The following is an 18,489-nucleotide window of genomic DNA, read 5'->3' on the forward strand; positions in this document are numbered from 1 at the left end:
CTTCTTTTTCAACTAGCATAGCATAAATAAAAAAGCTGGCAAATAGCCAGCTCGACATTTAGATGCAGTTTTCTTACAGTTTCTCAACGTTTGCAGCTTGTGGTCCACGATTTCCTTCAACAACTTCAAAAGAAACTTCTTGGCCTTCTTCAAGCGTTTTGTAGCCTTCGCCTTGGATAGCCGTGAAGTGTACGAAGATATCCTCGCCGCCGTCAGTTTCGATAAAACCGTACCCTTTTTCGTTATTGAACCATTTTACTTTCCCATTTTGCATTGAAATGAATCCTCCTAAATCCCGACCCCTTATAAAAGGCCTTTCTGTCATACAAGAATGTCTTATACGATAGTACTAATATATAACAATATACCCAAGGAAGTCAAGTGAATTGCGGGAAAATTATATAATGTTCCGACTTGTAAAGGTTTTCTTTTTGGTTTTTTGGAAATTTTACAGGGGTAATAGGTAAAAAAGAACTAAATTTCTGGATACAATCATTGAAGAAGCAGGATTTTCTCCTAGTTGTGAATTTAAAAAGAGTGAGTGGAAGTGTAAAAGCTTTGTGAAAAGCACGCGAATATAGTACAATTTGAATGTGAAAGAAATAAGGTTGGAGGGTAAGTGCTATGCCAACACCTAGTATGGAAGACTACATAGAGAAGATATATTCTCTTATTTTGAACAAAGGTTACGCAAGAGTATCAGACATTGCAGATGAACTTTTAGTTCACCCCTCTTCCGTCACAAAAATGGTTCAAAAACTAGACAAAGATGAATACCTCGTTTATGAAAAATACCGTGGTCTTGTTTTAACACCGAAGGGCAACAAAGTGGGGAAACGCCTACTAGAACGACATGCTCTTTTGGAAGAGTTCTTAAGAACAATTGGAGTGCGAGAAGAGCATGTTTATGAAGATGTGGAAGGAATTGAGCATCACCTTAGCTGGAATTCAATTGACCGGATAGGAGATTTGCTACAGTTCTTTAAAGAACATCCAGATTGTCTTGATAAACTTCACAAGGGTCAAAGTGAAGATGCAGACAATGACGAATAAATTCGGGCACACAGCTTTGTGAAGTAAACCAAAAAGCGCAATCTTTTACGTACAGCAGGTTTCCTGCTGGCCGATTTTTTCGGTGCATAAAAAAGAAAGTGTTTACATTTGCAAGCTTTGTACTATATCAAATTGAAGCTACATATGGAGGGGAAAAGAATGGCGAAAGAAGTAAAATCTGACATCGAGATTGCACTCGCTGCAGAAGTAGATCCGATTACACAAGTTGCAGAAAGTATTGGTTTGAATGAAGATGCACTAGAGCTCTATGGGAAGAAAAAAGCAAAACTTACTTACGAAACGATTCATTCTTTAAAAGATCAGGAAAACGGAAAACTCGTACTTGTAACCGCTATCAATCCGACTCCGGCTGGTGAAGGGAAATCAACTGTTACAGTGGGACTTGGTGATGCACTGAAACGTCAAGGCAAAAAAACAGTGATTGCTTTACGGGAACCTTCGCTTGGACCAACAATGGGGATTAAAGGTGGAGCTACAGGCGGCGGCTATGCACAAGTTGTTCCGATGGAAGATATTAATTTACATTTTACTGGTGATTTTCATGCGATTACAACAGCTAACAATGCGCTATCGGCTTTTATTGATAATCATATGCAACAAGGCAATGATTTGAAGATCGACCAACGCCGAATCGTTTGGAAGCGTGTAGTGGATTTAAATGACCGAGCTCTTCGGAAAGTTGTGGTAGGTCTTGGGGGTCCTATTCAAGGGATTCCGCGTGAAGATGGTTTCGACATCACGGTGGCTTCTGAAATTATGGCGATCATTTGTTTAGCTACAGACCTAGAAGATTTGAAACACCGCTTAAGTGAAATTGTCGTTGGTTATAACTATGCGCGCGAACCGATCACAGTTGGCGAACTTGGCTATCAAGGTGCACTTACTTTGCTTTTAAAAGATGCGCTTAAACCAAACTTGGTACAAACATTAGAACATACACCGGCGCTTGTTCACGGCGGTCCATTTGCTAATATTGCACATGGCTGTAACAGTATTCAAGCGACAAGCACAGCTCTAAAATTAGGGGATTATGTAGTGACAGAAGCAGGCTTTGGCGCGGATCTTGGCGCAGAAAAATTCCTGGATATTAAAGTCCCGGCACTTGGGAAAGCTCCAGATTGCGTTGTCATTGTAGCAACGATTCGGGCACTTAAAATGCACGGCGGTGTAGCAAAAACGGAACTTGGCGCGGAAAACGTAGAAGCGTTAAAAGCAGGCTTTGCGAACCTTAAGAAACACACAGAATCTGTGCAAAAATTTGGCATTCCGTTTGTTGTAGCGATCAACAAATTTATTACGGACACTGAGGCTGAAGTGAAGGCACTTGAAGCGCTGTGCGACGAGGCAAACATTCCGTTCTCGCTTACAGAAGTTTGGGAAAAAGGCGGCGAAGGTGGACTCGACCTTGCAGAAAAAGTCATTGGCGAAGTAGAAAAAGGTGGCGCTTCTTATAAACGCCTTTATGATGACGCGAGCTCGATCGAGGAAAAACTGGAAACGATCGTAACGCAAATTTACGGCGGAAGCGGCGTTGAGCTCTCACCAAAAGCACAAAAACAAATCACTGAATTCAAGAAATACGGGTGGGATCGCTACCCAATTTGTATGGCGAAAACGCAATATTCGCTTTCGGATGACCCAGCTAAGCTAGGACGGCCAACAGACTTTACGATTCATATTCGCGAATTTATTCCAAAACTGGGCGCAGGCTTCATTGTGGCGCTTACAGGTGACGTGATGACGATGCCTGGACTTCCAAAAAAACCAGCAGCGCTTAATATGGATGTGGACGAATTCGGAAATGCACAAGGATTGTTTTAAATGGAAAGAAGTCGAGCAAAGGCATTTCTGCCTTTGCTCGATTTTTTAATTTTGTCGAATTGGTGACAGTTTTCATTTAGGTGAAACAAAAAGGCCTCTAGCTATTGAAATTTTGCGAAAGAAGGAGTAATATCTAAAAAATGGAATTTTTTGAAAAAAGATTAAATGAAAAGGGAGTGAGGCGATGCTTAAAAACCAAAATTTTAAATACTTATGGCTCGGGCGACTGGTCAGTAATGCCGGAGATAGCATTTACTACATGGTGCTTTCTTGGTATATTCTCCAAATCACGAAAGATTCCTTTTGGGTGGGGCTGATCAATTTTGCGATATTTATCCCGAATGTCTTTTCTTTTGTGTTTGGTCATTGGATTGATCGCGGGAGGAAAAAGAAAGCGCTAATGCTTCTCGAGACAGGGCAGTTGGTTTCTGTTGCGATGATGGCGCTAACGATTGGGCTGGGAGTCACATCTCCCATTTTGCTGGCTATTTTAGCTTTTTTGGCTGCCAGTTTTGGAATGAATACATATGCGATTCAAGATGCATTAATGCCAAAAATTGTGGCGCGAAAAGACCTACCAAGTGCGCAGCGGTATATGTCTTTTGCTTATAATGGTACAGAATATTTATTTAATGCGGTGACAGGCTTTTTGATTCAACTTTTCTCGACCGTGACTTTGCTCTTAATGAACGTTGTATCCTTTATTGGAGCGATCGTTTCATTTTGGAAGCTCGAAGATGTTGAAAAAAAGGAGTCTTTAAAGCAAGAAGATGAAGGTAGCTTTAAAACGAATTTATTTAAAGGTTTTTCCGAAATTTGGCGAAATCGTGCTATTTTATTAATTGTCAGTTGCGGCGGGTTAGCTAATTTTCTATTTGGCGGGCTCAACGTCTATCAAGTTTTGATTGCAGATGAACAGGGAAGCGCCATTATTTTAGGCCTTTTAACATCAAGTATGGCGATTGGAACCTTGATTGGTTCGACAGTTGGCGCAGCGCTTTTTGCTCGGTTTATGTCGCTTGGTAAAACGTTAACTTTAGCAACAAGCTTGTACGGTGTGTGTATCGTTATAAGCGGATTCTATGCCCATTCAGTTGGTATCATTGTAGGATTAGGCATAGCAAATTTATTTTTAGGTATCACGCATGTAGTTCAAAAACCGTTTTTCCAAGTGTTAGTTCCCGAAAAGCATCTTGGAAAGGTATTTACAGCCGCCGCAAGTTCTGGCGTTGCTGCACTACCAGCAGGTTCTTTGTTCTTCGGTATTTTTAGTGACTACATCTCGAGCAGTTATTTTCTCTATCTCTTTGGCGCTATTTACCTTATGATCGGTATTATCTACTGGAAAAATAAAGCTATTTTTCAGTTTCATTTATAAGATTCAAGACAAAACTTTTCTGTTTGAGCAGGAAGTTTTTTTATTTTGCTTAAAAAGGGTTGTAAAAATAAGAACTGGGAATTGCGATAACTGGATAATTCGGCTAAAATGGAAGAGATTAAAGATAAGGATGATAAACGAATGAAACAATTGCAATTGATGCAAGTTACAAAAACTTATGGCGAGAAAATGCTGTTTCAAAATGTAGATTTAACGATTACAGAAGGCGAACGAATCGGCTTGATTGGTATCAACGGTACTGGCAAGTCGACTTTTTTAAAGGTGATTTCTGGAGAAGAATCAAGCGATACAGGGGAACGAATCGTACCAAAGGATTATACGATTGGCTTTTTGAAGCAAGATCCGGTTCTTCCTGCTGATTCTACGGTTTTAGAAGCGGTTTTCCAAGGCGAATCGCGCAATTTGCAAGCGAATCGACATTATGAAGCGGTTTTACTCGAATTAGAGCGCGATCCAGAAAATTCGCTTTGGCATGAAAAATTGCAAGCTGCACAAGCTGAAATGGATGCTTTTCATGCTTGGGATATGAATACGGAAGCGAAAACGATCCTAGAAAAACTGGGGATTAAAAATCTAGGGCAAACGATTAAAGAGCTTTCAGGCGGACAAAAAAAGCGTGTTGGGCTTGCTCAAGTTTTGATTGAAACCCCAGACTTGCTCATCTTAGATGAACCGACGAACCATTTGGATTATTTGTCTATTCGCTGGCTTGAAAACTATTTGAATCGTTTCAAAGGCGCTATTTTGCTCGTTACCCATGATCGCTATTTCCTAGATCAAGTGACAAATCACATTGTGGAACTAGATAATGGGAACCTTTATCGCTATGTGGGCAACTATGAAAGTTTTATGGAAGCTAAAGCTATTCGACTGGAAAATGCCGCTCGTGAAGTTGAAAAAAACCAAAACTTGTACCGGCGGGAGCTTGCTTGGATGAGACGCGGCGCTAAGGCGCGTTCAACTAAACAAAAAGCGCGGAAAGATCGCTTTGAAGAACTTAAAGAGACTATCGAAACTAAGAGCGACACGGATACGCTAGAGCTCGATTTTAATACGAGTCGGCTAGGGAAAGATGTTTTTATTCTTGAACATGTTGAAAAAGCATTTTCGGATAAAGTGATTTTGCGCGATTTTAACTTAATCGTTCAACCGGGTGAGCGGCTTGGCATTACAGGGGAAAATGGAACCGGAAAATCGACGCTGTTAAATTTGTTTGCAGGTGAAACGAAGCCGGATAGTGGGACGATTACTGTCGGGCAAACCGTTCGCATCGGCTACTACACGCAACATAATTTAGAACTTGATGAAGACGCGCGAATCATTACGTATTTGCAGGAAATTGGAAATGAAGTCGAAACGAGCGCAGGCGAGAAATTGAGTGTAAGCGCAATGCTTGAACGTTTTTTGTTTAAACCAGAGACACATGGCAAGAAAATTAGCGCCTTGTCTGGCGGTGAAAAGCGAAGACTGTTTTTGCTTAAGATTTTAATGACCCGCCCGAATGTGCTTTTACTTGATGAGCCAACTAATGATCTCGATACGGAGACGTTAACGGTGCTCGAGGACTATTTGGAAAGCTTTCCGGGGACGGTGATTACCGTTAGTCACGATCGCTATTTTCTTGATAAAATGGCTCGAAAGTTGTTGGTCTTTAAAGGAAATGGTGTGATTGACACTTATTTTGGCGATTACAGCACCTTTTTAGCGGAACAGGAAGAAGTTTCGAAACCGGTCGTTAAAAAAGCCGCAGCACCTGTCCAAAAGCAAGAAACAAAGGAAAAAGTGAAGCTGACGTACAAAGAAAAACTTGAGTGGGAAGGCATTGAAGATGCCATCACTCAACAAGAAGAACTCGTTCAAGCACTTCATGAAAAACTGGAACAAACAGGGGCAGACTTTGGCAAAGCGGCTGAAATTAGCGCGGAAATCACGGAAAAAGAAGCGGAATTAGCAGAGCTTATGGAACGCTGGGAATATTTGGCGCAATTTGTAGATTAAGGAGTGTTGAGGGATGAAGCAATATCTAGATTTGGCAAAATTTGTAATGGAAAACGGAACGGAAAAAGGAGACCGGACGGGTACAGGAACAAGGAGTACTTTTGGCTATCAAATGCGTTTTGATTTAGCGGAAGGGTTTCCGATTTTAACAACAAAGCGCGTTGCTTTTCGACTTGTTGTCAGTGAATTATTGTGGTTCTTGCATGGGGATACCAATATTCGTTACTTGCTTGAACATAAGAATAACATTTGGAATGAATGGGCGTTTGAACGCTATGTGAAGTCGCCTGATTATCATGGTCCCGATATGACGGATTTTGGATTGCGTGCAAATCGCGATCCTGCCTTTAATGAAGTTTATCAAGCAGAAATGGAAACGTTCAAAGCAAAAATTCTTGCAGATGAAGCGTTTGCTAATAAATATGGCGAACTTGGAAATATCTACGGGAAACAGTGGCGTGAATGGAAAACGTCAACTGGCGAAACGATTGACCAACTTGCTAATGTGATTGAAATGATCAAGACGAATCCCAATTCTCGTAGGTTAATTGTTTCTGCTTGGAATCCGGAAGATATACCTTCAATGGCGCTTCCGCCTTGCCACACACTGTTCCAATTTTTTGTCGCAGATGGCAAACTTTCTTGTCAATTGTATCAACGAAGCGCGGATATCTTCCTTGGTGTGCCCTTTAACATTGCAAGCTACGCGCTTTTGACGCATTTGATTGCTCGCGAAACGGGACTTGAAGTTGGTGAATTTGTGCATACAATGGGAGATGCTCATCTCTATAACAATCACTTTGACCAAGTCCGTACCCAACTTTCTCGCGAAACGCGTCCGTTACCGAAACTTGTTTTATCAGACAAACCTGCCTCTATTTTTGATTTCGATGTGGCAGATATTTCGTTAGAAGGTTATGATCCGCATCCTGGCATTAAAGCACCTATTTCAGTATAAGGAGGAATAACGAATGATTACATTTATTTGGGCACAAGATGAAGCGGGGAACATCGGAAAAGACAATACCATGCCGTGGCACTTGCCTGCAGATCTTGCTTATTTCAAAAAACAAACTACTGGACATACGATCGTTGTCGGACGAAAAACCTATGAATCCTTTGGACGCGCACTCCCTAATCGCCGAAATATCGTGCTTTCGCGTGATCCTGACTTGCAACTTCCTGACGCGGAAGTGGTTCATGACAAGGCGGATGTGTTAAAGCTTGCAGAAACAGAAGACGTTTTTGTTTGTGGTGGCGCTGAAATTTACCGGCTATTCCGCGATCAAGTGTCGCGACTTTTAGTAACGAAAATTGGCGCAAGCTTTGAAGCGGATACAGCTTTTCCAGAATTAGACTGGTCGAAGTTTCGTGAAGTTAGCCGAATCGAGGGACAAGAAGATGACAAAAATCGCTATCCATTTGCTTTTTATACGTATGAGCGAGTGGACGACTAAGGAGCGGTTTTAATGAAATCTAAGCTTGAACAAAGTAGCGAGCTAATCGAAATGTCAGCGGCTCTGATGCGCTGTCCGATTTGCGAAACTGACCTCCAGTTTCAAGCGCCAAGAAGTTTGGTTTGTAAAGAAAAGCATAGCTTTGATTTGGCGAAGCCGGGCTATTTGTTTTTAGCTCGGCATGCGCTTAAGGCAACAAAATACGATCAGACTCTTTTTGAAGCGCGAAAACGCTTGATTCGGACTGGCTTTTTCAAGGAAACGATGGCAGAAGTTTTAGCACAAATTGAAGCGCTTCAAAAAAGCAAGCTCGTGCTTTTCGATGCGGGTTCTGGCGAAGGAAGTCACCTGGCTTTTTTAACGAAGCAGCTTCAAGAAACGGTTCGTTTTGCTTTTGGATTTGATCTCGCTAAAGAAGGGATTCGCCAAGCGGCACGTGATTTTTCTGGAATTACTTGGGCGGTGGCTGACCTTGCGAATTGTCCGCTTCAAACGGGCAGTGTGGATGTGATTGTAAACATTCTTTCGCCAGCAAGTTACGATGAATTCAGTCGTCTGTTAGCCGCTCAAGGAATTTTGATCAAAGTGATTCCAGAGGCCCATTATTTACAGGAATTGCGGCAGTTTTTTTATCAAGATGAGCGGCAAACTTATTCGAACGAAGCGGTTGCTAATCGATTTTATGAGCATTTTGATGTGGTATATGAAAAGCGCATTACGAAGCAAAAGACGCTTCAAAAAGAAGAACAAGTGGATTTGCTCACAATGACGCCACTTGGATTCCAAATTTCAGAGGAAAGAAAAGCTGCTTTTTTGGATAGCGGCACTAACCAAATGACACTGGATCACCGGATCATTGTTGGAAAGAAAAAAGCGGATGCTTAAAAATAGAAAAGGAGCGGTTAGGATGGAAGCAGAACTTTCAGCTTTGCAAAATGGATCAGATATTCGCGGAATTGGCCTAGAAACTGAGGAGCATCAAATGACACTGACCGATGAGGCGCTCGGGAAGATTGCACGCGGCATCCTTCGTTTCTTGCAACAGAAAAAAACGACTAGTAGCGAGAAGTTAGTAGTCGCGATTGGGCACGACAGCAGGCTTTCTGCGGCGCGAATCAAAGCCCAGTTAGTGGCGGTTTTAAAAGCAGGTGGTGTCACGATTTTAGATGCGGGTCTTGCAACAACGCCAGCGCTTTTCATGGCGACTCAGTATGAAAACTTTCAGGCGGATGCAGGCATCATGATTACGGCTAGTCACTTGCCTTATTTTTACAATGGCATCAAGCTGTTTACGAAAGCGGGCGGTGCGGAAAAAGAAGATATTCAGTTCATCCTAGAAAACGGTGAAAGTGACATTCCGCAAACTCAAGCGGGATCAGTGAAGAAAATTGATTTGATGGATACATACGCGGCTGATCTAGTCGCAAAAATTCGTGACCAAGCAGGAAACGGGGAGAAGCCGCTTGCTGGAAGTCGTATTGTCGTTGATGCCGGGAATGGCGCCGGGGGATTTTTTGCGAGCAAGGTACTAGAGCCACTTGGTGCGGATACGACCGGCAGCCAATTCCTTGATCCAGATGGGCATTTTCCAAATCATATCCCGAATCCAGATAACGATGAAGCGATGGCAAGTCTGCGCGCTGCTGTTCTGGAGAATAAAGCGGATCTCGGAATTATTTTTGATACGGATGTGGACCGAGCGGCGATTGTTGATAAGTTCGGTGATAGCCTCAACCGCAATGCTCTAATTGCAGTCATCTCTGCTATCATTTTAGAAACGCATCCAGGGTCAACAATTGTGACGGATTCGACGACTTCGAATCACTTAGAAGCGTTTATTCAGGATCTTGGCGGGAAGCAACATCGCTTTAAACGGGGCTACCGCAATGTGATTAATGAAGCGATTCGTCTCAATGAAGTCGGCGAAAATTCAGAGCTTGCCATTGAAGTGAGCGGGCATGCCGCGTTAAAAGAAAATTATTTTCTCGATGATGGTGCTTATCTTGTCGCTAAAATCCTCGTGAAATATGCTAAGCTCAAGCAACAACATCGTGATTTAAGTGATTTGACGGAAAAATTGGTCGTTCCTGCTTTAAGCCATGAATTTCGAATTCAAATCAAGGCTGATGATTTTAAAGCATATGGGGAAGACGTATTAACTGCTTTTCGACAATTTGTCCAAGAAACGGCTGGTTTAGAACTCGTTCCAGTAAACTACGAAGGGGTTCGTGTCAATCTTTCAAATGAATGTGGCTCAGGATGGCTGCTTTTAAGAATGAGCCTCCATGAACCTGTAATGCCGCTTAATATGGAGTTAGACCAAGAGGAGACGTTAGAAATATTAGAAGCAAAATTACACACATTTTTTGAAGACTATCCAAAACTCGTCCTTCCTTTTTAACGTAAAAACTTTCTCGCTTTGCTACGCAAGCAAAGCGAGAAAGTTTTTTCTAGTTATGACTTGCGGACTGGTTTTATTTACGGTATGATAAAAATAAAGTAAGTACTTGATTTTCGAAGGAGTGAATCCATGGAAGCTTGGATAACAAGTGTCATGAATGAACTTGGCTATTTTGGCGTTTTTGTTTTGATTACGCTTGAAAACTTATTTCCACCGATTCCATCTGAACTGATTTTGACATTTGGTGGCTTCATGACGACGATTACGCAAATGAATCTTTTGCTTGTGATCGTAGCAGCCACATTTGGTTCTGTGCTTGGAGCGGTTTTACTCTATTCGATTTCACTTTATTTTGGGAAAGAGCGAATTAAACGAATCGTAGCTAAATATGGGAAAATTTTACGCTTAAAAGAAACAGATATTGATAAAGCTGACGCCTTTTTTGCACGATACGGAGGACGATCTGTATTTTTCTGTCGAATGATTCCACTGATTCGGAGTCTGATATCTATTCCAGCAGGGATGGCGCGCATGCCTTTTCGAAGCTTCCTCACGCTCACAACGCTCGGCAGCTTAATTTGGAATACGATTTTAATTGGACTTGGAGCTTTACTCGGCGAATCATTCGGAAAAGCCGCTGCTGCTATTGATTCCTTTAGCACGATTATTTACTGGGGAATTGGCATTAGTGTAGCTGTGCTTCTTGGTCTTTTCATCAAAAAACGGCGCCGTCAAGAAGCCCGTGATGAATAAACGAACGATCAATCTTGGAGCCTCGTCTTCAAGATTTTTCATGTGAAAAAGGAGGGGGAAGCCTTGTGAAATTAGGGATGCGAACGCTCAAAACCGCGTTTGGAGCAACACTTGCTATTCTTATTGCCGAATTTTTAAAGTTAGATTACGCGGTTTCAGCAGGTGTGATTACCGTGTTAAGCATACAAAATACCAAAAAAAGCTCACTGTTACTCGCGATTCAGCGCGTCTATTCAACGGTTTTAGCACTATCCATTTCCGCCGTTTTATTCTTGATTTTTGGCTATAACGCCATCAGTTTCGGCTTGTATTTACTTCTTTTCATTCCACTTGCCGTGCGACTGAAAGTCACAGATGGAATCGTTGTGAGTTCTGTTCTTGTTACGCATATTTTAGTAGAAAAATCGCTTGCGCTCCACTGGTTTGTAAACGAAATGGCACTTATGATTGTCGGTGCTGGGATTGCAATTTTACTGAACTTATATATGCCGAAGCTTGATCGAGGAATCCGAGCAGATCAGAAAAAAGTGGAGCTTTTAATGCGCCAAATCTTGTTTTCTATGGCGCAGCGGCTGAGAGGAGAAGAGCCTTATTTAGAACTCGATCACAGGTTTGATGAACTCAAGCAGTTACTGCAAAATTTGGAAGAAAATGCCGTGCGCAATATGGAAAATTCATTTTTAAAAAGCTCGCCTTATTTTCTAAAATATGTTGATATGCGGCTGATTCAGTTCCGCGTTTTGACGCAAATGAAGCGACATTCGGCGGCCTTTCAAGGAGTTAGCGAACCAAGCCGAATCTTATCTCGTTTAACGGAGAAAACGGCACTCGAATTAAGTGAAGATAATCCAGCTGAGGAGCTCGTAATGGGCGTCACTAAGATGGTGCACGATTTTCGCAAAAGTGAACTTCCCGTTTCTCGCGAAGAATTTGAAAATCGCGCCGTTTTATTTCAGTTTATGAATGATTTACGCTATTTTTTAGAGATTAAACGTGATTTTTATGTAGAATTTCAAACAATGCAAAAAGAGAAAGTGCCTGAGTGACACTTTCTCTTTTTTTTAAGCGGTTATTTCTTTGGCTTCAGGTTCTTTTTCGAGGTTTTTCGTTGCTTTGCTTGTTACGATACCTGAAACCATGCTATCGCTGACGTTAAGAGCTGTACGTCCCATGTCGATTAGTGGTTCAATCGAAATCAACACACCAGCCAAACCAACAGGGAGGTTTAATGTGGAGAGAACGATAATTGCCGCAAAAGTTGCGCCTCCGCCAACTCCGGCAACACCAAAGGAACTAACCATCACAACGGCCACAACGGTCAAAATAAAGCTAATAGAGGTTGGATCAATGCCGACAGTTGGTGCAATCATAATCGCAAGCATCGCTGGATAAATTCCGGCACATCCATTTTGACCGATCGAAAGGCCAAATGAAGCAGCGAAATTGGCGATTCCATTCGGGACTCCAAGACTTCTTTGTGCTTCAATGTTCATAGGAAGAGCTCCGGCACTAGTTCTTGATGTGAAGGCAAACGTAAGGACAGGGAATGTCTTTTTCAGATAAGTGAGCGGGCTGAGTCCAGTAAAGGAAACGATCAAAAGATGAATGATAAACATTGTAATAAGAGCCGCATAAGAAGCTAAGACAAAGTTTCCGAGTTTCAAAATGGCTGTCGCATCACTCGTTGCTACGGTATTTGTCATAATCGCAAACACGCCATAAGGTGTAAGACGAAGAATCAACCGAACGATGCGAAGTACAATCGCATAAATCGTATCGACACCACGAGCAAAAAGTGCCGCTTCCTTAGGTTGTTTTCGCTCTACGCCAAGGAAAGCAATACCAATAATAACCGAGAAAATAACAACGGCAATCGTTGAGGTTGCTCTTGCTCCGGTAAGGTCAAGAAATGGGTTAGTAGGGAACAATTCTAAAATGCGACTTGGTAGTGTCGCGTCACTCATTTCTTTTAAGCTACCTTGAAGTTCTTTCGCGCGAGAAAGCTCGACGGAGCCTTGTGAAATATGATCGGCATTCAAATGGAAAAGAAGAGCGGCTCCGATCCCCACTACAGCCGCAATTGCTGCTGTAACAAGCAAGGTTCCAATAATCCAAATCCCAATTTTTGCGATATTCGTCTTTAATTCGAGTCGCGTAAAAGCTGCGATAATCGAAATAAAAATAAGTGGAATAGCAATCATTTGTAAAAGTTTAACGTAACCGCCGCCAACAATACCGAGCCAGTCCGTCGTTTCCTTCGTAACGCTACTTCCCATCCCGTAAATCCATTGTAAAATGAATCCCGCGACAATCCCAACTGCAAGAGCTAGAAGAACGCGTTTCGAGAAAGAAACGTGGCGTTTTTGCATCCAAATGAAAAGACCAATGATAAAAAGTGCAACAACTAAATTTAGTATGACAAAAGCAGTACTCAAGCTTACTCCCCCTTTTAAACTTATTAATCCGATAAGATTTATCAGATATAAGAATACAGGGCTTCAGACTAAAAGTCAATCTTTTGATTTGAAAAAATTTAAGAAGAAGAGATTGGAGAAAAAGACGACAGAAAAAAACGTTCATGCGCCATTAAAGCGCATGAACGTTTTTTGAATCCGATTAGACTTTTTGTAACTGTTCCCGCTCTTCCAAAACAACTTGTGCCGCAGCAAGGCGAGCAATTGGAACCCGGAAAGGCGAGCAAGAAACATACTTCAATCCCAGTTTATGGAAGAAGTGAATTGAGCGTGGATCCCCACCATGTTCGCCGCAAACTCCCATTTTCATGTTTGGATTGGCCATTCGACCGCGAGAAACGGCCATCTCGACCAGTGCCCCCACACCAGCCGTATCAAGCGTTTGGAACGGATCTGTTTCTAGGATGCCCCGTTCACTGTAACTCGGTAAGAATTTTCCAGCATCATCACGCGAGAAACCATAAGTGAGCTGAGTCAAGTCATTGGTACCAAAGCTGAAGAACTGTGCTTCCTTGGCAATTTCATCAGCTGTTACACAAGCTCGTGGAATTTCAATCATCGTACCAATGTCATAGGGAAGAAGAACGCGTTCACGATCAAAAATCGCTTGAACTGACTCTTTGATTTCTTGCTTCACAAAAGCTAATTCCTCTTTAGAAGAAACGAGTGGAATCATGATTTCAGGAAAGACTTTTTGCCCCTCGTCATGAATTTGAACAGCACTTTCCATAATCGCTTCAGCTTGCATCTTGTAGATTTCTGGATACGTTACAGCTAGACGACAACCGCGGTGACCAAGCATAGGATTGGATTCCGCAAGCTCGTTCACGCGTTTTTTAATTTCCGCAAGGGTTTTACCTGTGTCCTGTGCAAGCCTTTCCAAATCTTTTTCTGCTTTTGGCAAAAATTCATGGAGAGGTGGGTCAAGGAGTCTGATATTAACAGGTCTTCCTTTGGCGATGCGGAAAAGTTGAATAAAGTCTTCCTTCTGCATTTCTTTCAAATGTGCGAGTGCACGCTTTCTTTCTTCTAAGCTTTCAGCTACGATCATTTGACGAACATAAGCGATGCGTTCTTCATGGAAAAACATATGCTCCGTGCGGCAAAGACCAATGCCTTCCGCCCCGAAATGAATCGCAGTTAACAAGTCATTCGGTGTGTCTGCGTTAACACGAATATCAAGCTGCTTCACTTCGTTCACCCATTCCATGAGTTCATCAAAGTGGCCACCGATTTCCGCTTCTGTCAAAAGAATTTCGCCCAGATAAACCTTTCCAGTTGATCCATCCAGTGAAACCGCATCACCTTCACGTAGCGTGATGCCTGAATTCGTCACAATAGTTTTTTCTTTTTCGTTGATGTCAATTTCTGAACAGCCGGCAACACAACATTTTCCCATTCCGCGAGCAACAACAGCCGCGTGCGATGTCATGCCACCATGTGCTGTCAGAATCGCTTCACTTTTTGCCATCCCTTCGATGTCCTCAGGAGAGGTTTCATTCCGGACGAGAATTACCTTTTGACCCAAATCAGCCGCTGCCACAGCTTCACTCGCGTCAAAGTAAATTTTTCCAGATGCTGCACCAGGACTTGCAGGAAGCCCAGTTGCAAGTACTTCTCCTTTTTCAAGCGCTTTTTTCTCGAAAGTGGGGTGGAGCAGTTGATCGATTTGTTTGGTATCAATGCGTTTAATCGCTTCATCACGACTGATCTTTCCTTCATGGACAAGGTCTACCGCGACTTGAACCGAAGCCTGGGCCGTCCGTTTCCCATTTCGAGTTTGCAAGACGAAGAGTTTTTCTTTTTCAATCGTAAATTCAATGTCTTGCATGTCTAAGTAATGATTTTCAAGAAGCTCACAGGTGCCCATCAGCTCATGATAAGCATCAGGCAAATGGCTTTTAAGCTTGGAAATATCCTCCGGTGTTCTTATCCCCGCGACGACATCCTCACCTTGGGCGTTGATCAGAAATTCGCCGAAGACAGCTTTTTCACCAGTGGAGGGGTTCCGCGTAAAAGCAATCCCTGTGCCACTTTTATTTCCGGTGTTGCCGAATACCATAGCCTGGATATTGACAGCGGTTCCAAAGTTAGGATCAATATCATTCAGCCGGCGATAAACGACAGCACGGGGGTTCATCCAGGAATCAAAAACCGATTGAACCGCGAGCCGAAGTTGCGTAAGCGGGTCTTGCGGGAAAGGCTCGGATCCATGTTCGAGATAGAGTTCCTGGTAAGTGGTAATAAGTTTTTCAAGATCATCCGGTGTCAGTTCAGTATCTTGTGCGTAGCCTTTTTGCTTTTTAATAAGCGATAGGGCTTCTTCAAATTTATAAGAAGGAATTCCTCTTACAACATCCCCGAACATTTGGATGAAACGACGGTAGGAGTCAAGCGATGAACGAGCATCCTTAGTTTGATGAATCATTCCTTGAACCGCCTTGTCATTTAAACCAAGATTTAAAATCGTGTCCATCATTCCAGGCATTGAAACAGGGGCCCCAGAGCGGACAGAAACGAGAAGTGGATTTTCATTTGACCCAAATTGTTTGCCTGTTTTTTCTTCAAGCAATTTTAAGTGAGTTAAGACTTCTTCAAAAATTTCTTCAGATAGCGTTTGATCATTTTCGTTGTAATCTTTACAAGCATCTGTTCCAATTGTAAAACCTGGAGGGACAGGCAAACCAATATTAGTCATTTCAGCTAAATTGGCTCCTTTTCCTCCTAAAAGTACTTTCATGTCTTTTGAACCTTCACTAAATTGGTAAACAAATTTTCTCACTGTCTTCACCTCAATAAATAGATTTTTAATTTGCTTGAATCATTTCTTGCACAAGGGCAGCAGTTTCTTCAATAGCCTTATCTTCCACGTGAATAACACGGCATTTCAACTTTTTAAACGTCTCATAGCCATACTCTAATTCCTCAAGAATGCGGCGATCGCTTGAATAGTTACTCATTTCATCAAGCCCCATGGACCGAAGCCGAACACGGCGAATCCGTCCTAATTTTTCTGGTGTTGTGGTGAGCCCGATAATCCTGTTTGCAGGGATTTTAAATAGTTCCTCAGGCAAAGGGATTTCGGGGACAAGAGGGACGTTTGCGACTTTAAAATTTTGATTGGCTAAATAGCTACTGAGTGGCGTTTTGCTGGTCCTTGAAACCCCGACAAGAACGATATCCGCTTCAAGCAAGCCTCGCGGGTCCTTGCAATCATCATATTTGACCGCAAATTCGATAGCAGCAATCCGGTCGAAGTAAGCGTTATCAAGTCGGCGCATATTTCCCGGATCTTCTTTTGAATGGAGTCCCGTTTTCATTTCAATGGCTTCCGTCAGATGGGTAAGTAAATCAATATTGGCGATTTTTTCATGCTCACAATAAGATTTAGCGTAACGAGCAAGTTTAGAATTAACGAGAGTCTGAACGACAATCCCATCCGCTACTTTCGCTTCCTCTAAAGTTTCAAGTAAAGCTGCTTCATCACGAATAAAAGCGTGCCGTCGGATATCTGGTTGTTCGTTAAAATCAAACTGAGCGGTGACGGCTCGAATGGTATGCTGAGCCGTTTCTCCAATCGCATCAGAAATTACATAAATGACAACAGGTTGCTTCATAATTTCCCTCCTGCTAAATTTCATCTTTCAAAGTGGTGACAAAAAGTTCTACAATACTCGATTTGGATAGCTTGCCGATAATTTGATCCTCAGCATCAACAACAGGAAGTGAATCCACTTGATGCCTCACAATCGAAAGGGCAGCATCCAAGATAGGATCTGTTTTTTTCACCGTTAATAAATTAGGCATCCGACTCATAATGGTGGCAATCGGCGTTTCTTTCGTGTTTGAACCAGCAATCGTACTTTTAAGCAAATCTTTACGGCTTACAAGTCCGATAAGACGTGTTTTTTCTGCAACATAGAGGCTACCAGAGTCTTCTAAAAATAGTTGAACAATCGCATCATAGACACTCATTTCTTTCGGAACAAGAATCGGATGGGTCATCACTTCGCTGACTTTTAAATTGCGAATGTCTTCGAACAAACCGGGATTTTTTTCTAGCCCAGAGTAAAAGTAGCCGACTTTGGGACGTGCATCCAAAATGCCAGTCATAGTCAAAACGGCAAGATCAGAGCGAATCGTTGCACGCGTTAGTTTCAGGAAACGCGCAATTTGATCCCCAGTGGCTGGCTCATTCTTTTTTACAAACGCCATAATCGCATGTTGACGTTCTGAAAGTTGAATAAGAATCACTTCCTTCTTGGAAATAGGTTACACGGAAATTATATAGTATGACACATTTAAAATCAAGTCTTAAATGTGTCATACTATTAAAAATCGGTATGGTGGTTGGAATGAAGGGGATTAAAGGGAAAACTTGAATTGGTCTATACAAAAAAGCCAGGAAGAAGTCCTGACTTTTGTTAAACATAAAATAAAATACAGAAATACATGAAGGTTGTCCCCATGATGACGAATAAGTGCCAAATGGCATGCATGTAGGGGATTTTCGGGAAACTGTAAAGCAAAGCTCCGATTGTAAACATGATTCCTCCTGTAAGGAGTAGGAAAAAGCCGGATGGACTGAGTCCTGCATAGAGTGGCTTAATGCCAAGGAGCACTAGCCAGCCCATGATCACATAGACGATAGTAGACAAAATCCGCCATTTTTCTAGGAAAAAGATTTTGTAAAGAATGCCCAAAATTGCGAGTCCCCAAATGACACCGAAAAGCGTCCAGCCGAGCGGGCCTTTTAAAGTGATGAGTGCAAAAGGGGTGTAAGAGCCAGCGATTAGTAAATAAATCGAGGCATGGTCTAGGATGTTAAAAAAGCGGCGCACTTTTGAGGGTTTAAAACTGTGAAGAAGCGTTGAACATAAATAAAGGAGCATGAGCGAAATTCCATAAATTAAAAAGCTTGTTAAGTACAAAGGATCATTTTTAGAAACGCTGTATAGAATTAAAAAAATAAACGCTGGGATACTCAGTAAAAAGCCAATCCCATGCGTGATCGAATTTGCAAGTTCTTCTTTGAAGCGGTAAACACTTGGATTCATTTTATCACCTGATTCGTTAAAGTTACTTCCATGATACGCTAAAAGGAAAAGAAAG

16 protein-coding genes are annotated in these 18,489 nt (G+C 42.2%); 10 read left to right on the plus strand and 6 right to left on the minus strand.

Annotated elements, in window-relative coordinates; genetic code table 11:
* Positions 1 to 73: 73 nt before the first annotated feature.
* Positions 74 to 274 (minus strand): cold-shock protein CspD, encoded by a 201-nt coding sequence (gene cspD / locus UR08_RS02705; protein ID WP_036071751.1) that lies wholly within the window; start codon positions 272 to 274, stop codon positions 74 to 76.
* Between the two features lie 350 nt (positions 275 to 624).
* On the opposite strand from cspD, the gene mntR reads away from it, so the two are divergent.
* The 10 genes from mntR (at position 625) to UR08_RS02755 (ending at position 11,949) form a co-directional block, all read left to right on the plus strand.
* Positions 625 to 1,053, plus strand: a complete 429-nt coding sequence (gene mntR / locus UR08_RS02710; RefSeq protein WP_115752121.1) for a transcriptional regulator MntR — start codon at positions 625 to 627, stop codon at positions 1,051 to 1,053.
* A gap of 159 nt (positions 1,054 to 1,212) precedes the next feature.
* Positions 1,213 to 2,895: a formate--tetrahydrofolate ligase gene (locus UR08_RS02715; protein ID WP_115752122.1), complete on the plus strand. Its 1,683-nt coding sequence runs from the start codon at positions 1,213 to 1,215 to the stop codon at positions 2,893 to 2,895.
* 184 nt (positions 2,896 to 3,079) lie between these two features.
* Positions 3,080 to 4,273 carry an MFS transporter gene (locus UR08_RS02720; RefSeq protein WP_115752123.1) on the plus strand — a complete coding sequence of 398 codons (1,194 nt, stop codon included), beginning with the start codon at positions 3,080 to 3,082 and terminating at the stop codon, positions 4,271 to 4,273.
* Positions 4,274 to 4,462: 189 nt separating this feature from the next.
* Positions 4,463 to 6,292 (plus strand): ABC-F family ATP-binding cassette domain-containing protein, encoded by a 1,830-nt coding sequence (locus tag UR08_RS02725; RefSeq protein WP_420812313.1) that lies wholly within the window; start codon positions 4,463 to 4,465, stop codon positions 6,290 to 6,292.
* Between the two features lie 13 nt (positions 6,293 to 6,305).
* Positions 6,306 to 7,250 carry a thymidylate synthase gene (locus tag UR08_RS02730; protein WP_115752124.1) on the plus strand — a complete coding sequence of 315 codons (945 nt, stop codon included), beginning with the start codon at positions 6,306 to 6,308 and terminating at the stop codon, positions 7,248 to 7,250.
* A gap of 13 nt (positions 7,251 to 7,263) precedes the next feature.
* A complete protein-coding gene (locus UR08_RS02735; RefSeq protein WP_115752125.1) occupies positions 7,264 to 7,749 on the plus strand; it encodes a dihydrofolate reductase in 486 nt (161 codons plus the stop codon).
* 12 nt (positions 7,750 to 7,761) lie between these two features.
* Positions 7,762 to 8,634 carry a putative RNA methyltransferase gene (locus UR08_RS02740; RefSeq protein ID WP_115752126.1) on the plus strand — a complete coding sequence of 291 codons (873 nt, stop codon included), beginning with the start codon at positions 7,762 to 7,764 and terminating at the stop codon, positions 8,632 to 8,634.
* A 22-nt stretch (positions 8,635 to 8,656) separates the two neighbouring features.
* On the plus strand, positions 8,657 to 10,150 hold the full coding sequence (locus tag UR08_RS02745; RefSeq protein ID WP_115752127.1) for a phosphohexomutase domain-containing protein: 1,494 nt from the start codon (positions 8,657 to 8,659) through the stop codon (positions 10,148 to 10,150).
* A 129-nt stretch (positions 10,151 to 10,279) separates the two neighbouring features.
* Positions 10,280 to 10,903: a DedA family protein gene (locus UR08_RS02750; RefSeq protein WP_115752128.1), complete on the plus strand. Its 624-nt coding sequence runs from the start codon at positions 10,280 to 10,282 to the stop codon at positions 10,901 to 10,903.
* Positions 10,904 to 10,968: 65 nt separating this feature from the next.
* Positions 10,969 to 11,949 (plus strand): aromatic acid exporter family protein, encoded by a 981-nt coding sequence (locus tag UR08_RS02755; protein ID WP_115752129.1) that lies wholly within the window; start codon positions 10,969 to 10,971, stop codon positions 11,947 to 11,949.
* A 15-nt stretch (positions 11,950 to 11,964) separates the two neighbouring features.
* On the opposite strand, the gene UR08_RS02760 is transcribed toward UR08_RS02755, so the two are convergent.
* From UR08_RS02760 to trhA, 5 genes are all read right to left on the minus strand, one after another.
* Positions 11,965 to 13,338, minus strand: a complete 1,374-nt coding sequence (locus UR08_RS02760) for an L-cystine transporter (RefSeq protein WP_115752130.1) — start codon at positions 13,336 to 13,338, stop codon at positions 11,965 to 11,967.
* Positions 13,339 to 13,519: 181 nt separating this feature from the next.
* Positions 13,520 to 16,159: a pyruvate, phosphate dikinase gene (gene ppdK / locus UR08_RS02770; protein ID WP_115752132.1), complete on the minus strand. Its 2,640-nt coding sequence runs from the start codon at positions 16,157 to 16,159 to the stop codon at positions 13,520 to 13,522.
* A 25-nt stretch (positions 16,160 to 16,184) separates the two neighbouring features.
* Positions 16,185 to 16,994, minus strand: a complete 810-nt coding sequence (locus UR08_RS02775; RefSeq protein WP_115752133.1) for a pyruvate, water dikinase regulatory protein — start codon at positions 16,992 to 16,994, stop codon at positions 16,185 to 16,187.
* A gap of 13 nt (positions 16,995 to 17,007) precedes the next feature.
* The gene (gene ccpN / locus UR08_RS02780; protein WP_165849937.1) at positions 17,008 to 17,631 is read right to left on the minus strand and encodes a transcriptional regulator CcpN; all 624 of its coding nucleotides are present in this window, start codon (positions 17,629 to 17,631) and stop codon (positions 17,008 to 17,010) included.
* Positions 17,632 to 17,801: 170 nt separating this feature from the next.
* Positions 17,802 to 18,434, minus strand: a complete 633-nt coding sequence (trhA, locus tag UR08_RS02785) for a PAQR family membrane homeostasis protein TrhA (RefSeq protein WP_115752134.1) — start codon at positions 18,432 to 18,434, stop codon at positions 17,802 to 17,804.
* Positions 18,435 to 18,489: the final 55 nt, after the last annotated feature.

It is taken from the genome of Listeria kieliensis (assembly GCF_003369925.1).
Classification (GTDB): Bacteria; Bacillota; Bacilli; order Lactobacillales; family Listeriaceae; genus Listeria; species Listeria kieliensis_A.

Excerpts from the sequence above, each read along its gene's own strand:
- cspD (WP_036071751.1), bottom strand. The coding sequence starts at position 274 with ATGCAAAATGGGAAAGTAAAATGGTTCAATAACGAAAAAGGGTACGGT.
- mntR (WP_115752121.1), top strand. The coding sequence starts at position 625 with ATGCCAACACCTAGTATGGAAGACTACATAGAGAAGATATATTCTCTT.
- UR08_RS02715 (WP_115752122.1), top strand. The coding sequence starts at position 1,213 with ATGGCGAAAGAAGTAAAATCTGACATCGAGATTGCACTCGCTGCAGAA.
- UR08_RS02720 (WP_115752123.1), top strand. The coding sequence starts at position 3,080 with ATGCTTAAAAACCAAAATTTTAAATACTTATGGCTCGGGCGACTGGTC.
- UR08_RS02725 (WP_420812313.1), top strand. The coding sequence starts at position 4,463 with ATGCTGTTTCAAAATGTAGATTTAACGATTACAGAAGGCGAACGAATC.
- UR08_RS02730 (WP_115752124.1), top strand. The coding sequence starts at position 6,306 with ATGAAGCAATATCTAGATTTGGCAAAATTTGTAATGGAAAACGGAACG.
- UR08_RS02735 (WP_115752125.1), top strand. The coding sequence starts at position 7,264 with ATGATTACATTTATTTGGGCACAAGATGAAGCGGGGAACATCGGAAAA.
- UR08_RS02740 (WP_115752126.1), top strand. The coding sequence starts at position 7,762 with ATGAAATCTAAGCTTGAACAAAGTAGCGAGCTAATCGAAATGTCAGCG.
- UR08_RS02745 (WP_115752127.1), top strand. The coding sequence starts at position 8,657 with ATGGAAGCAGAACTTTCAGCTTTGCAAAATGGATCAGATATTCGCGGA.
- UR08_RS02750 (WP_115752128.1), top strand. The coding sequence starts at position 10,280 with ATGGAAGCTTGGATAACAAGTGTCATGAATGAACTTGGCTATTTTGGC.
- UR08_RS02775 (WP_115752133.1), bottom strand. The coding sequence starts at position 16,994 with ATGAAGCAACCTGTTGTCATTTATGTAATTTCTGATGCGATTGGAGAA.
- trhA (WP_115752134.1), bottom strand. The coding sequence starts at position 18,434 with ATGAATCCAAGTGTTTACCGCTTCAAAGAAGAACTTGCAAATTCGATC.